Consider the following 16560-nt stretch of genomic DNA (forward strand, 5'->3'; position numbering starts at 1 on the left):
TTGGAGATTGTTGAATCATTCACCCTTCACTTGCGAAGCAAAATTGAGCATTGACATCTTCTAAAATCTCTTCCCCTTTTTCTCAAACTACTGTTCCAGCTGCTTCTCAATCAAATGAGGGTTGTCGAGGCAATATTGTAACTGGTCTTTATCCAGTTGTTTTTCCCAATTTGCTACCACAACAGTGGCTACAGAGTTTCCGATAACATTCGTTAAAGCACGGCATTCACTCATAAATTTATCAATTCCTAAGATAAGTGTCATTCCAGCAATTGGAATTTCCGGAACAACAGCTAATGTAGCGGCCAATGTTACAAAACCTGCACCAGTAACTCCAGCAGCTCCTTTTGAACTGAGCATAGCCACCAAAAGAAGCATCAGTTGCTTTTCGATGGAAAGAGGGATGTTGAGCGCTTGGGCAATAAATAGAGAAGCAAGGGTCATGTAGATATTAGTTCCATCAAGGTTAAAAGAATAACCTGTTGGGACTACAAGTCCTACAATAGTCCGCGAACAACCAGCTTTTTCCATCTTTTCCATCATTCCAGGCAAAGCCGATTCTGAAGAACTGGTTCCTAAGACCAAAAGAAGCTCTTCTTTAAGGTAAAATAACAGTTTAAAAATGCTGAATCCATTATACCAGGCTACGGCTCCTAATACCAAAACCACAAAAAGGAAAGAGGTAATATAGAATGTAGCAACAAGGAATATAAGATTCAGTACAGAATGAATACCATATTTCCCTATGGTAAATGCCATAGCCCCAAAAGCACCTATGGGTGCAAGCTTCATCAAAATATGAACAATCTTGAATATTGGAGCAGACAAATCTTGAAGAAAGTCGGTTACTTTCTGACTTTTCTCCTTTGTTAATACCAATGCAGTACCCATTAAAATAGCAACAAGGAGTACCTGAAGGATATTGTCACCTACCAAAGGACTGAAAAGTGTTTCAGGAATAATATTCATCATAAAACCAGTCAACGTAGACTCATGAGCTTTCGCCTGATATTCTGAAACATTTCCGGTAAGAGTTGCCGGATCAATATTTAATCCATGCCCTGGTTGTAAAAGATTTCCAACGATCAAGCCAATGATAAGAGCTAGGGTAGAAAAGGTGAAGAAATAAATCATTGCTTTTATAGCAATTCGTCCCACCTTTTTGAGGTCAGTCATGTGAGCAATCCCAAGAGTTAGGGTAATGAAAATGACAGGAGCGATAATCATCTTTACCAGTTTGATAAAACCATCTCCCAAAGGTTTCATTTTTTCTCCCAGTTCAGGATAGAAGTTTCCAAGTAAAATTCCTACACTTATGGCAATAATTACCTGAAAATAGAGCTGATTGTATATTTTTTTTGCTTTCAATGAACAGTCTTTTTGTTTTTTTAAGGGCGAAAATTAAGAAATTTCATCTGAAAAACTGATAAAAGTCATGGAAATTAATCTGTTGCTCCATCTTTGTATGAGATTAAAAAAACTTCGGCTTCATTTCTTACAGACAGAATTATCTGCAGAATGAAGCCGAAGCTATATTGGTTATATCGGGAAGTAATTCTTATTCTACCGCTACAGAATCGTCTCCACGACCATCTGCTACAGCATGAATATTGCCATTTTCGTCAAGAACAATGACCTCCGTTTTTCCGATTTGTTTTACCTTTTCAAAGGTGTAGTTTTTCTTTTTCAGCTCAGCAATCGTGCTTTCCGGGAAGTTATTTTCTACTTTTATAGTTTCCGGAAGCCACTGATGGTGAAATTTGGGAGCATTTACTGCAATATTAGCATTTTGCTTAAAGTCAACTACATTTACAATAGACTGGTATACAGAAGTGGGAATAGTAGTTCCTCCCGGAGTTCCTACGACCATATAAGGTTTTCCATTTTTAAGCAAAATTGTTGGGGTCATAGAAGAAAGCATCCTTTTATTGGGCTGAATAGAGTTGGCTTCACCACCTACCGCTCCAAACATATTGGGAACGCCGGGTTTAATAGAGAAATCATCCATTTCATTATTCAAAAAGAAACCGGCTCCTGAAACCAATACTTTACTTCCGTAATATCCGTTCAGGGTAGTGGTTACCGAGGCTGCATTGCCATCTTTGTCAAGAACAGAGATGTGAGTGGTTTGAGTAGATTCTTTAGGTTGTTCTATGATTTTTCCAACTTCAGCACTTGGAGTTGCTTTATCAAAACTAAAGCTCTTCCATCTGCCTTTCAAGTATTCATCCGAAATCAGGTAAGGTGTTTTATCCTTAATGAAATCCGGATCTCCCATGTATTCAGCTCTGTCTGCGAATGCTCTTCTTTCGGCTTCAGTCATGATCTGAACAGCCTGTGCTGAGTTTTGCTGATACTTTTCAAGATTTTCAAAGCTAGCCATTCTCAGCATTTGAGCCAGAAGCAGTCCACCGCTGGAAGGTAATGGCATGGAAACGACATTGTTTCCTTTGTATTCAAACTCCAGGGCTTTTCTTTCAGCAACTTTATATTTTTTAAGATCTTCCAACGTAATGATTCCATTTCCTCTTTTCATTTCGGCAATCAGAAGATCGGCAGTTTTTCCTTCATAGAAGCCTTTAGCTCCCTGTTTTTGAATCAATTTTAAAGTTTCGGCAAGATCTTTCTGAATCAAAAGATCACCTGCTTTCCATGGATTGTCCTTTACAAAAATGATAGCTGATTTATTATGTTTCTTAAAATGCTCTCTATTATTATTCAGCATATCTGCTTCCTGTTCAGTAATAGCAAATCCCTGTTCAGCAAGATCAATAGCAGGTTGAATAATCTTTTCCATAGGAAGCTTACAGTGTTTCAGGGTGGCAAAGAATCCGGCAATACTTCCCGGAATACCTACTGCCAAACGTCCGTTTTGGGAGAGATCAGTGTCTGCTTTTCCGTTTTTATCCAGGTACATATCTCTGGATGCTTTTTGAGGAGCCGTTTCCCTGTAGTCCAGAGTGAATTTTTCACCATTATTTTTTACACCCACCAGGAATCCGCCACCACCAATGTTTCCTGCCTGCGGATAAACTACTGCCAGTGCATATTGAGTAGCAGTAATGGCATCGTAGGCATTTCCTCCCATTCTCAGGATTTTTGCTCCTGCTTCACTTGCTAAGGGATGGGCAGAGACTACTACACCTTTATTTTTAACCTTTACCTCTTTTACAATATTGATATCTGTAAACTGAGCCCAGCTAAGCTGGCTGGCTAATATAATCGAAGCAATTAAGATCTTCTTCATAATGATTGTTTTTCTTATAACAAAAATATGGAAATTAGATAAATAACTGGGGTTTGGAGTGAGGAAAGTAAGGCAGAGAGATTATGAAGTTAGAAGAGGGAAGCTGGAGGTTTCTATTGGTCTTATAACTTAATGTAAGTTGCTCAATAGATAATTCACTTGGCTCTTCAGTGCTTCTAAGACTTCAATAACTTCCTGTTTCCAGCTTCAGGCTTCCTGCCATTATGAGGAATAGAGCTATTTTGTGAAGGTTTAGTTTTAAAAAAATCATGTCAATTCGGAAATATATTTTAAATACACCTTTATTATTATGGTTGACATGTTTTTTTTACTTTTGTACAATTCTAAAAAAATCTGAAAAATGGAATCCTATACGGAAAGAATACTGATTACAGGTGCCTTGGGACAAATCGGCACGGAACTTACCAATAGACTTGTTGAAATTCACGGAGCGGAAAATGTTGTCGCTTCAGGACTGGACAGATGGCAGGAAGGAATTACTTCCGCTGGTCACTATGAAAGAATGGACGTGACGAATACTCAGTTAGTGAGACAGATCGTAAAAGACTACGACATCACTACAGTGTATCACTTAGCATCGCTTTTATCCGGAACTTCGGAAAAGCAGCCTATTTTTGCGTGGAAACTGAATCTTGAACCTCTTCTTCATTTTTGTGAAATGGCGAAAGAAGGGCTTCTAAAAAAGATCTTCTGGCCAAGCTCTATCGCTGTGTTTGGAAAAGGAATTCCAAAACATGATGTAGGACAGGATGTGGTACTGAATCCAACTACCGTTTACGGAATCTCTAAGATGGCAGGGGAGAAGTGGTGTGAATACTATTTCGATAAACATGGAGTGGACGTAAGAAGTATCAGATATCCTGGATTGATCTCATGGAAGACTCCGGCAGGAGGTGGAACAACCGATTATGCTGTCGAGATTTTCTACAAAGCCATTGAAGAAGGAAAGTATACAAGTTTCATTTCCGAGAACACAGGAATGCCGATGTTGTATATGGATGATGCGATCAATGCAACGCTGAAATTAATGGATGCTCCAAAGGAAAGTTTAACGGTTCGTTCATCTTATAATTTAGGTGGAATGTCATTTACTCCAAAAGAATTGGCAGAAGAAATCACGAAAGAAATCCCGGATTTCAGCATTGATTATAACCCGGATTTCAGACAGGCAATTGCCGATTCATGGCCGGCTTCAATTGATGATTCTGTAGCTAAAAAAGATTGGGGATTGACTTACGATTTCGGAATTTCTGAAATGACGAAAGACATGATCAAGAATCTTAAAGTAAAATTAGCTAAGGATTAATAATGTAAAGTAATACTTTAATTAAGTATTGTTTTAACATCTGATTTTTAATTTATTATAAACTTTATCTAAAATTTGATTTAAATGATATTATTGACTTTTAACATTGCGAATATTGAGGCCGAAGTAAAAAGAGGTTCTCAAATTACCGATGGAGATAGGTTGAAAATAACAGAAGAGAATACAAAAGCGATTCTCAGAATTTTAGATATTCATGATACAAAAGCAAGTTTTTTTGTGGAGATTTCTCTTGCGGAAAAACTTCAAAATCTGATCAAAGCAATTTCATCCCAAGGGCATGAAATTGCTTTTTATAATAAAGTTTCAAATCTGGAAGAAATTGAAAATGCTAAAAAGAATATTCAGGATCTTTTAGGAAAACAGATCCGGGGAATTCGTCAGAAAGATGTGAAAATTCAACAGGAAAGTTTGAAGCTTTTGGAGTTTAATTATGTCTCCAATATCGACAATGCGAATATTCTTTTTCCATTCAAACGGCTGAAAAGAGATACCGAAATTACAGAAGAGGACGGACTAAGTATTGTGCCGGAAAGTATCTCTCCTTACAGTCAATTACCGTACAATGATTTTGTATTTCAGATGCTGCCTATGAACTATTATCAGAATATGGTATTGGAGACCTTACAGAATGAAGAATTTGTATTGGTCTATCTTAATATCTGGCAGTTTACCGATTTCAATAAATACCGTTTTGATATCCCGTTTTATCGAAAGTTGTTTTCTGGGAAAAAAATGGAAGATAAACTGGAAGATTTTCTCTCTTTTATCAATGAAAAAGAAATGGCCACTTCCCGTATGAAGGATTATATTTTCTAGTATTTTTCAGATTATCTTAAATAAAAAAGCACTTGATTCAAAGACGCTTATTGAGTTATTTGCTCAAAGATATCTTTAGATCAAATGCTAATATTTTTATAGGAGTTAGGTGTCTGACACTAAATTGCAACTCGCAAGGTGAAGGTTGTATCTTGCTTAACTCAATTCAAAAAGTGTAATCTCTGGAAGAACCCCAACCCTCCCCGGATATCCTAATACTCCGAATCCTCTGTTTACATACAGTAATTTTCCTTCACTCTCATATAAGTCGGCCCATTTTGGATATTTATACTGTACTGGTGACCACTTAATATTTTTAAGATCCAGTCCAAACTGCATTCCGTGAGTGTGTCCTGAAAGGGTTAGATGAATGTTTCCGGGGTGTTTTTTTACCACATAATCAAAATGAGTAGGGTCATGGCTCATTAGTATTTTTGTGGAGGAGTCGGGAACTCCTTTCAGAGCATCATCAAGTTTTCCAAACTGTGGAAATGGTTTCAGTCCCCAGTTTTCAACACCAAGGATGTATATTTTCTCTCCGTTTTTCTCAATCACTCTATGTTCGTTTCTCAACATATCAAATCCTGCCTGTTTCTCATAGTCAATCAGAGTGTCCAGGTTCTTTTTCTTAGCAGCCGGAGAATCCCAGGTTACATAATCTGCATAATCATGGTTTCCTAATACGGCAAACTTGCCGTCTTTCGCTTTGATTTGTGAAAATAAAGAGATGAATGGTTTAAATTCATCTGCTACATTATTGACCATGTCTCCGGTGAATAAAACCAGATCAGGTTTTTGTTCGTTGATAAGATCAACAGCGTGCTGTAATTTACTCGGATCAGCAAAACTTCCACTGTGAACATCGGAGATCTGAATGATTTTATACCCTGTAAAGCTTTTCGGAAGGTTCGTGAACTTTACTTTTACTTTTCTTACTTTATGACGATACTTGCCAAATGTTATTCCATCAATGAATAGGGCAGAAAGTACTCCACTCATTCCTAATCCCACAAGACTCAGGAACTTTCGCCTTTCTGGGAAGAAATTCTCAGCAGGTTTTGCAAAACCTATCAGGTAACCTCCAATTCTGATGAGATCATCAATTAATAAGAATAAAACAATAAATATTTTTGGAAGTATAAATACCAGAAACAATGAGATCATGATTTGGGCTCTCAGGGTGCTTCTGTCTGATCTCTGATAGTGGGTGACTTCGTAAGCGAATATTCCATATACGATTAGAGAGATTGCCCAATAGCCGGTTCTTATCCAGAAATTATCGGTCAGCGTTCTGACAGCCTGATAAATATAAACTTCCAGAAATAGGAAGATTCCGGCAATAATTAAAAAATTCTTTTGCATATTCTGATTCAAAAAAAGCACAAAAGAAGACTTCCTTTGTGCTTTTTTATATTTTTAATTAAAATTATTTTTAAGGAAATCTGTAAACGATAGCATTGATGTTCATTCCGGCACCTACCGAAGTCATCACAATGTTACCATTATCTTTAAACGATTGACCTTCCATTTTTCCTTTAATTATTAAGTCATACATGGTAGGGATTGTTGCAACAGACGTATTTCCAAGGTCTTGGATGGTCATAGGAGAGATGGCATGATCGTATTCTTTTACATCATAAAGTCTGTGAAGTCTTTCAATCATAGCATAGTCCATTTTAGCATTCGCCTGGTGGATAAGGATTTTGTCGATGTCCTCAATAGAAAGACCAGCGTCTGTAATGGTATCTTTAATCGCCACAGGAACATTTTTAAGAGCGTATTCGTAGATTTTTCTACCCAACATTCTTACATAAAGACGTTTTTGATCTACTTCTTTGTTGATAGAAGGCTGGTTCTCAAGGTAATTTAATTCCGGGCCATTGTCGCAGATCGTGTTGTGAGCAATAATTCCTACATTTTCTTCATCAGTAGCTTTTACAACTACCGCACCGGCACCGTCTGCAAAAATCATTCTGTTTCTGTCATGTGGGTCAGTAACACGGCTTAGTGTTTCAGCTCCGATAATAAGAATGGTTTTGGCTACTTTAGCTTTAATCAGGTTATCTGCTAAAATCATACCTTCTACCCATCCCGGGCAACCGAAAATCATGTCATAGGTTACACATTTTCTGTTTTTAATTCCTAGTTTGTTCTTTACTCTTGCCGCCATTGTTGGCATAAAGTCTGCGTAACCGTTCTCAGTAACTTCCCCGAAATTACTAGCGTAAATGATATAATCCAGTTCTTCACCGTCTACCTTTGCGTCCTCAAGGGCAATTTTTGCGGCTTCATAACCGATCTGTGAGTTGGAAAGATCATCCTCAATGAATCTCCTGTTTTCGATTTCTGTAATTTCTACAAACTTCGCAATGGTCTCTTCCACAGGCTTTTCAATCTTTACTCCGTCTTCAGTGTAGAACTCGGAATTCATGAAGTAATCTCTACCAATAACTCTGTTAGGAATGTAAGATCCAGAGCCAATAATGATCGTATTCGGCATTCGTTTATATGATTTTTTTAAAGATGCAAAGTTAATAATTAATATTAATAACGGAGAATTAAAAATATTATTAAATTTGCAAAAATTGTACTTTACAATCTATGAAAAACAACCCATCCTTAAAAGGCTTACTTATTGCAGGTGTGGCGTTTATCGTTGCCTTTGGGATCTACTTCCTTTTTTTAGCCAAGAAGAATTATTATGTGGTAGATAATCCTACCCCGAACACGTATTACTTTAAAATCAACAATGGTTCTGAAGGAATTATATCAGCGGGGCAGTATGTGCATGTGGATTTGAATAAGGGAAAAAACTCTATTCAGGTTTTCGATCAGAATAAAAAAATGCTTTACGATTCGGCATTTGAAGTAAACAAACTTCGTGGTCTGCTCAATATTGCGCATCAGGATTACTACGTGAATGACCAGTACTACGGGTATAACCTTAAAAAAGATTCGTTATTGACAGCTCTTGACAAGACTGTTATTGACGGAAAGGACTACTACGGAGGAGCAAAGCGTTTCAATAAGCTTTACACAGAAGATTTTTACTACAATGTAGATGAAGATTATGACAAAGTGATCAAAAATGTCCAGCAAGTGGAATCGAGATCAAAGGTATTCAGAAAGCAGGATTACCTAAATTATTATAAAGAATATTACAAGTTTTAAGTTTTGACAAAAGATATCACTAAAGTTACTCCCTACAATTCTGAGGCTACAAAGAAGAGCCAGGTAGAGGATATGTTCGACAATATTGCGCCGAAATACGACCTTTTGAACCACGTTTTATCCATGAAAATTGATGTTTTATGGAGAAATACATTGGTAAAATGGATGAAAAATGATAACCCGCAAGAAGTGCTGGATGTGGCTACAGGAACGGGAGATCTGGCAATTACAATTGAAAAAGGAACCGGTTCAAAAGTAGTTGGTTTAGATTTATCACAACAAATGCTCAATGTTGGCGTTATTAAAATAAAAAAACTTAAATTAGACGGCAAAATTTCCATGCAAAAAGGAGATGCAGAAAATTTACCTTTCGAGGACAATAGATTTGATGCTGTTTCCGTTGCATTTGGAGTAAGGAATTTTGAGAACCTTACCAAAGGTTTGGCAGAGTTAAGAAGAGTAGTTAAAGATAACAAAAGTGTTTATATACTGGAGTTTTCAAAGGTTGAGGGTTTCATGGGGCCATTATATATGTTTTATTTCAAAAATATATTACCTGCTATAGGCAGACTGGTTTCCAAAGATAATAGGGCGTATACATACCTTCCGGATTCTGTAAATGCTTTTCCTTTCGGGGAGAAGATGAAACAAATTCTTTTAGATACGGGATTTAAGAAAGTTGAATATAAAAAACTAAGTTTAGGTATAGCCACAATTTATAAAGCAACAAAGTAACCTATGAATAAATTTCTATTAAAAGCACTGGTTTTAACCTCAGTAAATGTTGCCGTTTTTGCAAACGCGCAATTTAGAACCCGAAACAGAATGGATAAGTTGGAAGATTTCGACGAGCAGAAATTCAGTTGGGGTTTTTATTTGAACGGGAATAAACTGGACTACCGAATTGTACTCAATTCCACTTATGGAATGGAAAATAATCAAAATCTCGTTACCAGCACTAAAGAAAGCTATAGCTTCGGTGCCGGACTTATCGCAAAATGGAGATTGAATGATTATTTGGATGTAAGAGTAGAACCGGGGTTGCAGTTTGCACAAAGACAGTTGACTTTTAATACACAAGCTAATGATAGATTTCAAGGTGGAACTACTACCAACCCTATTTTTACACCAATTCCTTTACAGGAAAAGGATAAAGTAAGGGATATAAAGTCTACATTGGTTGATATTCCGGTACTTTTGGAGCTTCATGGGCGAAGATGGTATAATTCAAGACCTTATGTTGCAGCAGGGGTGAACTATATTGTAAACCTGCAGTCTAATTCTAGTTCTACAGATGATAACATGCAGCAGATCTTCAGATCCACTACCCACAACTTTGCGTGGTCAGCAGAAATGGGAATTCAGTTTTATTTCAACAAATTTAAACTGACTCCTGCCATCAGAGGAACATTCTTCATGAACAATGAGAAAGTGGCTGATAACGCTACTACACCTCCTTATTGGGCTTCTGCTATCTCTACTTTACAGACCAGAGCTGTAATGTTTGTACTGAAATTTGAATAAGAAATTATCATACTAAAAATACTCAGGAGATGCTTTTGCATCTCCTTTTTTGTTGGCAGATCAAAATATAGGACTATTTATTTTTGTTAGTGTTAATATTTTTTTATTTTTGCTTCTAGTTAGAATATACAAACCTGAAATGCTTCAAGATTTAGAAAACAATTTTTCAGAATTAGAGAGAAAAATTTTGGCTCTCCAAAAGAATTACAGAAATCTTACTGAAAAGTTATCAGAATTAAGTGTTGAGCATGAAGAGCTGAAGATAAAATATGATGAGGAAAGAAGAAGAAATCAGGTCTTAGCAGAAGAACAAAAAAATATAAAACTTTATTCAGCAATATCAGGAAATCCTGAACACAATAGGTTAATGAAAAACCATATCAACAGATTGGTAAAAGAGATTGATTTCTGTATTGCTCAGCTTCAAAACAGTGGATTATAATGGAGGTAAGGAGAATAACCGTCAACATTGCAGGAAGAGTGTATCCGCTGAACGTACCGGCAGCAGAGGAGGAAACTTTGCGTAAGGTAGGGAAGCAGATCGAAAATATGATTAAAGATTTTGAACAGAACTTCGATGTAAGAGATAAACAAGATGCTTTGGCTATGTGTGCCCTGAAATTGGGAACCAATGCAGAAGTAGTTTCTCTTAACTACGAGAAAAATATTAATTCAACCAACGAAAGATTACAACAGATCAATCAATCGTTGAATGAAATCGGGAAATAGATTTTTTTTCCTGAACAAGCTGCCTACAATAATTCTAACACATTAAAGGTAAACTCAACGCTAAACAATTACCGAACAAATGTCCTCTGAATGGCGTGCCGGTCTTCCGGATTACAGACAGTGGAAATCAGTTCAAATCGTGTTGATTAGGAGTTTACTCTCAATCTCTGGATTATTGTAGGCTTTTTTTATTTTAAAAGGATATGAATACAATTAAAACTCAATATACATTATGATAGAAGTTATAGTCGGTGTTGTATGTTTAGTAATCGGGGCTGCCGTGGGAATAATTTTCTCAAAAAGCTCTCTGAATACTAAGGCAAAATTTATTATAGATGATGCCAAGAAAAACGCCGAAAACCTTATAGAAAAAGCTAACGTACAAGCTGAATCCATAAAGAAAGAAAAGAACTTACAAGCTAAAGAAAAGTTCCTTGAATTGAAATCTCAGCATGATTCAGATATTCAGGCTCGTGAAAGAAAAATGCAGGAAGCTGAAAAAAGAACGAAGGATAAGGAGCATAAAGTGACTGACGAGCTTGCCAAGACTGCAAAGCTTGAAAAAGACTTAGACAGACAGATCGCAGATTATGCTAAAAAGAATGAGATTCTAGACAAAAAGCAGCATGAATTAGATACAGCTACTGCTAAAAAAGTAGAAATACTTGAAAAAATCTCTAATTATACAGCTGAAGAAGCGAAAGCAGAATTGGTAGAAACCATGAAAGCTGAAGCGAAAACAAGAGCACAGGCACACGTTCAGGGCATTATGGAAGAAGCTCAGATGAACGCTAAGAACGAAGCTAGAAAGATCGTTATCCAGACTATCCAGAGAATCGGAACAGAGCAGGCTATCGAAAATTCAGTATCAGTATTCAACATTGAATCTGATGAAGTAAAAGGTAGAATCATCGGTAGAGAAGGTAGAAACATCCGTGCTTTAGAAGCGGTAACAGGAGTTGAGATCATCGTGGATGATACTCCGGAAGCTATTCTCCTTTCATGTTTCGATCCGGTAAGAAGAGAGATCGCAAGATTATCACTTCACAGATTGGTAACCGACGGTAGAATTCACCCGGCAAGAATCGAAGAAGTCGTAGAAAAGACAAGAAAACAAATTGAAGAGGAGATCATTGAAGTAGGAAAAAGAACGATTATTGATTTAGGTATCCATGGATTACACCCGGAATTAATCAAGATTGTAGGTAGAATGAAATACCGTTCTTCTTACGGACAGAACTTATTACAGCACTCAAGAGAAGTAGCCAACATCGCTGCAACTATGGCTGCTGAATTAGGATTAAACGTTAAATTAGCTAAGAGGGCAGGTTTACTACACGATATTGGTAAAGTTCCTGAGCAGGAATCAGAACTACCACACGCTTTATTAGGAATGCAGTGGGCTGAGAAATATGGTGAAAACCCAGAGGTTGTAAACGCAATTGGTGCTCACCACGACGAAATTGAAATGAAGTCTCTATTATCTCCGATCATTCAGGTAGCTGATGCGATCTCAGGAGCAAGACCGGGAGCAAGAAGACAAGTATTGGAATCTTACATCCAGAGACTGAAGGATCTTGAATCTGCAGCATTAAGCTTCGATGGAGTATCAAGCGCTTATGCAATCCAGGCAGGTAGAGAATTAAGAGTAATGGTAGAAAGTGGAAAAGTAAACGACGAAGTAGCTTCTCAACTATCTTACGATATCTCTGAAAAGATCCAGAATGAACTTACTTACCCTGGACAGGTGAAAGTAACCGTAATCAGAGAAACAAGAGCCGTGAATATTGCAAGATAATAATCGGAACAAGATATTTTATAAAAACCTTTCAAGAAATTGAAAGGTTTTTTATTTTTATCAAAACTTAACAATGCAAGAATTATCTCTGTCTTCAAAATTGAAGTACATTTTCTCTATTCCCGTTATTATTGCAGCCTTGGGCTATTTCGTAGATATCTATGATCTTCTCCTGTTTGGGATTGTGAGGATTCCCAGTTTAAAAGCTTTAGGGCTTAATCCTGATGTTGACGGAACCTTTATTTTGAACTGCCAGATGGTAGGACTTCTTATTGGGGGAGTATTCTGGGGAGTCTTTGGAGACAAAAAAGGAAGACTTTCTGTACTTTTTGGTTCTATTCTTGTGTATTCCCTGGCCAATATTGCCTGTGGATTTTTGCCTTATTTCCCAAAAGATCATTTAGTGTATCAATATGCCGCTTTAAGATTTATTGCGGGTATAGGACTTGCAGGAGAGCTTGGAGCCGGAATTACACTGGTTTCTGAAAGTCTGCCGAAGAATTTAAGAGCCATTGGTACCTCAGTAGTAGCAGGATTTGGATTAATGGGTGCTGTTGTAGCTCAATTAACGGTAGAATTAGCTGGAGGCTGGAATATTTCTTATATCATTGGCGGTATTATGGGAATTCTATTATTATTGCTGAGAATCAGCGTTTCAGAATCCGGAATCTATAAGAATATTGAACATAAAAGTGTTTCCAAAGGAAATTTTCTTTCCTTTTTCACCAATAAAGACAGATTGATACGATATTTGAAATGTATTGCTGTGGGATTACCTACCTGGTATTGTATTGGAATTTTAGCTGTTTTAGCTAACCAATTTGCTCCTGAATTTGGAATCAAGGAGATTAATCCGGGAAAGGCTATTATGTGGGCCTATGTAGGTATTTCTGTGGGTGATCTGATGAGTGGTTTTATTTCTCATGCTTTAAAATCACGTAAGATGGCTATTTTTTATATGCTTCTGTTTACTTTGGTAGGGGTAGGAATTATGTTGTTTGGAAATACAAATACCGAAACAAAGTATTATCTGTTCTGTGTATGGTTGGGCTTTGGCACCGGATATTGGGCGATGTTTGTCACTCTGGTAGCAGAGCAATTTGGAACGAATATCAGAAATACAGCCACCACTACTGTTCCCAATATGGTAAGAGGGCTGGTACCTGTCATGATTCTGGCTTTTGATTTCTTTAAAGGTAGTTTTTCAGTAGTGGAAAGCGCAGCAATTGTAGGTGTTGTAGTATTTGGGTTAGCTTTTTATTCTTCATTGACGATTTCTGAAACTCATAATAAAGACTTGGAATTTACAGAGTAAATTTTAATTTGTTTAAAAATTAAAAACAGAATTATTGTGTTTTTTGATATTGTAATCGTATTTAAATCAGTTGTTTATTTTAATTTTAATAAATTTTTGTTGTGAATGTTTAATATTTGTTTAACTTTGGGATGTAACTAAAACTATACGTTTAACTAAAAAAACAAATAACATGAACATTACTAAAAATGCTAAAAAATTAAGAAAGGCAGATCTGAAAAACATTACAGGAGGAGTAAGCGGTAAACCGGATTTATCCCTTTGTGGATGCAGCTGTTCAGGAGCTGTTACAGGCCCGGAGTATTGCTCTATCTATATCGGTTGTCCACAGGTATATAACTGTCCGCAGATATAATAAATTATTTAGAATGCAATAAACATTTCCACATTTAATAGGCAGCACCCTTCTGATTTCAGAAGGGTGCTGCTGTTTTTAGTGAATAATATATAACAAACTTCCAACACTAATCGTTACCCAAAGCAGTACAGCAGTAAGTAAGGGCTTAAGACCTATTGTTTTCAAAGTCTGGATAGAAAGAGTAGAACCAATAAAAAATAGGGTTAGGTTTAATCCGGATTTAGCCAAAGAAGTAATAGCAGTACTGAAAGTATCCATAATTGGAAAATAAGTATTCAGTAGAATGGCCAAAATGAAATATCCAATAAACCACGGAATTTTAATTTTTGAATCTTTACTTTTAAAAATAAACATAGTAATCAGGGAAACCGGAATAATCCATAAAGCACGAGCTAATTTAACCGTTGTGGCAATTTTTAAAGCTTCATCCCCATATTTACCGGCAGCTCCCACAACTGAACTTGTATCATGAATCCCTACAGCGCACCATAGCCCAAACTGTTCCTGAGAGAGATTAAGCAGATGCCCGATCGCAGGATACACAAATAAAGCAATAGAATTCAAGGTAAAAACAATTGCTAATGCCAGAGATATTTGTTTGGTAGTAGGTTTAATGATGGGAGAAACCGCAGCAATGGCACTTCCGCCACAGATTGCAGTTCCGGCAGACAAAAGATAGGATAGCGGTCTTTCAAGCTTGAAGATCTTTCCTAAAAAATATCCCAAAACCATTACAGTGATAATACTTACAACCGTTAACATCAGACCTGTTTTACCGGCATGAAGCGCTTCGTTCAGTTTTAATCCAAAGCCTAATCCGACAATAGAGATCTGTAACAGCAGGTGAATATATTGATGCAAATGCTTTTCAAATGGGTTTCCCATAAAAACAGCCAGAGCAAAACCTAGTGCCAGAGCAATGGGAGAAGAAATGAATGGAGTAAGGCATAAAACTGCCAATCCAATAAAAATTATTTTTCGCGTCGTTTCATTTTGAATGAAATCTTTCATATTTCGAACTTTTAAAATCTGATTCAAAATTCGGGAATATGTTATTATAAAGTAAATCGTATTTTGTTATATTGGATAACTAAAAGTTATAAAGATAAAAAATGAAAGATGAAAGATCTTGTCGCTAAACAACTTTTATTTGTGTACATATGCATGCGGATATCAACATCAATAGGGGTGGGCTTTAGCCCGGCCTAATCAAAAAAAACTAAACTTCTGACGGCTTTAGCCAAAACCTAGAAATATTGATTCAGGTATATCTTTATTCAATAAACCTCAAAAACATTTGGCAAAACGATTGGATTTTCCTTTCATTTAAAGATTCAGTATTGCAAAAAAACTACTCTGCAAATCTTAAAAACAATTCTATTAATTCAGACTGCTCTCCTTTCGGAAGAATAAAATGAAAATCTCTTTCAATATTGAAATTTTTAATGTCAATAACGGTAAGAACATTATTTTTCAACTCATTTAAAATGGTGCTGATAGAAAGAAAAGCCATACAATCTGAATGAAGAAGATAGTTTTTGATGCTTTCACTGCTTCCTAACTGAATAACAGTATTCAATTCATGAATGTTAATTCCTTTTTCTCTTAATCTGTTTTGGATAAATTCAAGAGTTCCTGAACCCTGTTCACGGAAAATAAGATTCAATTGATACAGGTCTTTAACATTTAACATTTTATGAGCCAAAGGATGGTCTGATTTGGCTGCCAGAACAATTTCATCGGGTTTAAAAGTCTTATAATCAAAATAAGAAGATTGCGATTCACCTTCAATGATACCAAGATCAATCTTTTCTTCTTTTAAAAGTGCTGAAATGGCTTCAGTATTCCCGGTCAGCAGCTCAATTTTGATATCTTTATAATAAGCATTGAACTTGGCTAAGATTTCAGGCAAAATGTACTGAGCAACAGTGGTACTTGCCCCAATGATAAGCTTTCCTTTGTGTTGTTGGTTGATCTGACTGATTTCAAACTCCAGATCCCGGTAGATATTTCTGATCTTTTCAGCATATTCATACAGAATTTTGCCACTTTGTGTCAACTGTATAGAAGTTCCCTTCCTGTCAAATAGTTTGGTGCTCAACTGAACCTCAATTTCTTTGATGTGCTTGGTAACTGCCGGCTGCGAAATATGAAGCTCCTCAGAAGCCTTAGTAAAACTCAGTCTGGAAGCTACCGTATGGAAAACTTTTAACCTGTAATCGAACATGGTGCAAAAGTACGGATTATAGTTGTA

16 protein-coding genes are annotated in these 16560 nt (G+C 36.5%); 10 read left to right on the forward strand and 6 right to left on the reverse strand.

Annotation, left to right across the window (positions count from 1 at the left end):
• Nucleotides 1–87: 87 nt before the first annotated feature.
• Nucleotides 88–1368: a dicarboxylate/amino acid:cation symporter gene (locus GTR01_RS05625; RefSeq protein WP_160136884.1), complete on the reverse strand. Its 1281-nt coding sequence runs from the start codon at nt 1366–1368 to the stop codon at nt 88–90.
• Nucleotides 1369–1558: 190 nt separating this feature from the next.
• The gene (gene ggt, locus GTR01_RS05630) at nt 1559–3247 is read right to left on the reverse strand and encodes a gamma-glutamyltransferase (protein WP_160136885.1); all 1689 of its coding nucleotides are present in this window, start codon (nt 3245–3247) and stop codon (nt 1559–1561) included.
• A gap of 361 nt (nt 3248–3608) precedes the next feature.
• Here ggt and GTR01_RS05635 point away from each other — a divergent pair, with 361 nt between their 5' ends.
• Nucleotides 3609–4574: an NAD-dependent epimerase/dehydratase family protein gene (locus tag GTR01_RS05635; RefSeq protein ID WP_160136886.1), complete on the forward strand. Its 966-nt coding sequence runs from the start codon at nt 3609–3611 to the stop codon at nt 4572–4574.
• A gap of 84 nt (nt 4575–4658) precedes the next feature.
• Complete coding sequence (locus tag GTR01_RS05640) at nt 4659–5411, forward strand: polysaccharide deacetylase family protein (protein ID WP_160136887.1); 753 nt, start codon at nt 4659–4661, stop codon at nt 5409–5411.
• Nucleotides 5412–5567: 156 nt separating this feature from the next.
• Here the strand turns inward: GTR01_RS05640 and GTR01_RS05645 are convergent, their stop codons facing one another.
• Complete coding sequence (locus GTR01_RS05645) at nt 5568–6773, reverse strand: metallophosphoesterase (RefSeq protein WP_160136888.1); 1206 nt, start codon at nt 6771–6773, stop codon at nt 5568–5570.
• A gap of 70 nt (nt 6774–6843) precedes the next feature.
• Nucleotides 6844–7911 (reverse strand): 3-oxoacyl-ACP synthase III family protein, encoded by a 1068-nt coding sequence (locus GTR01_RS05650; protein ID WP_160136889.1) that lies wholly within the window; start codon nt 7909–7911, stop codon nt 6844–6846.
• Between the two features lie 101 nt (nt 7912–8012).
• Between GTR01_RS05650 and GTR01_RS05655 the strand changes: the two genes are divergently transcribed.
• The 8 genes from GTR01_RS05655 to GTR01_RS05690 all read left to right on the forward strand — a co-directional run bounded on the left by GTR01_RS05655 (nt 8013) and on the right by GTR01_RS05690 (nt 14303).
• Nucleotides 8013–8582, forward strand: a complete 570-nt coding sequence (locus GTR01_RS05655; protein WP_160136890.1) for a hypothetical protein — start codon at nt 8013–8015, stop codon at nt 8580–8582.
• Nucleotides 8583–8585: 3 nt separating this feature from the next.
• Nucleotides 8586–9317 (forward strand): bifunctional demethylmenaquinone methyltransferase/2-methoxy-6-polyprenyl-1,4-benzoquinol methylase UbiE, encoded by a 732-nt coding sequence (gene ubiE, locus GTR01_RS05660; protein WP_160136891.1) that lies wholly within the window; start codon nt 8586–8588, stop codon nt 9315–9317.
• A gap of 3 nt (nt 9318–9320) precedes the next feature.
• On the forward strand, nt 9321–10106 hold the full coding sequence (locus GTR01_RS05665) for a porin family protein (RefSeq protein ID WP_160136892.1): 786 nt from the start codon (nt 9321–9323) through the stop codon (nt 10104–10106).
• 52 nt (nt 10107–10158) lie between these two features.
• Nucleotides 10159–10548 carry a hypothetical protein gene (locus GTR01_RS05670; protein ID WP_228452165.1) on the forward strand — a complete coding sequence of 130 codons (390 nt, stop codon included), beginning with the start codon at nt 10159–10161 and terminating at the stop codon, nt 10546–10548.
• The gene (locus GTR01_RS05675) at nt 10548–10835 is read left to right on the forward strand and encodes a cell division protein ZapA (RefSeq protein ID WP_045495179.1); all 288 of its coding nucleotides are present in this window, start codon (nt 10548–10550) and stop codon (nt 10833–10835) included. Before GTR01_RS05670 ends, GTR01_RS05675 begins: the two co-directional genes overlap by 1 nt.
• 232 nt (nt 10836–11067) lie before the next feature.
• Complete coding sequence (rny, locus tag GTR01_RS05680) at nt 11068–12633, forward strand: ribonuclease Y (RefSeq protein ID WP_185155095.1); 1566 nt, start codon at nt 11068–11070, stop codon at nt 12631–12633.
• Nucleotides 12634–12706: 73 nt separating this feature from the next.
• On the forward strand, nt 12707–13948 hold the full coding sequence (locus GTR01_RS05685; protein ID WP_160136893.1) for an MFS transporter: 1242 nt from the start codon (nt 12707–12709) through the stop codon (nt 13946–13948).
• Nucleotides 13949–14120: 172 nt separating this feature from the next.
• A complete protein-coding gene (locus GTR01_RS05690) occupies nt 14121–14303 on the forward strand; it encodes a hypothetical protein (RefSeq protein ID WP_160136894.1) in 183 nt (60 codons plus the stop codon).
• Between the two features lie 78 nt (nt 14304–14381).
• On the opposite strand, the gene GTR01_RS05695 is transcribed toward GTR01_RS05690, so the two are convergent.
• Together GTR01_RS05695 and GTR01_RS05700 are read right to left on the reverse strand one after the other, a co-directional pair.
• On the reverse strand, nt 14382–15317 hold the full coding sequence (locus GTR01_RS05695) for a YeiH family protein (RefSeq protein WP_160136895.1): 936 nt from the start codon (nt 15315–15317) through the stop codon (nt 14382–14384).
• A gap of 340 nt (nt 15318–15657) precedes the next feature.
• Complete coding sequence (locus GTR01_RS05700) at nt 15658–16533, reverse strand: LysR family transcriptional regulator (RefSeq protein ID WP_160136896.1); 876 nt, start codon at nt 16531–16533, stop codon at nt 15658–15660.
• Nucleotides 16534–16560 lie beyond the last annotated feature (27 nt).

The sequence above is a fragment of the Chryseobacterium sp. c4a genome, assembly GCF_009900745.1.
GTDB lineage: Bacteria > Bacteroidota > Bacteroidia > Flavobacteriales > Weeksellaceae > Chryseobacterium.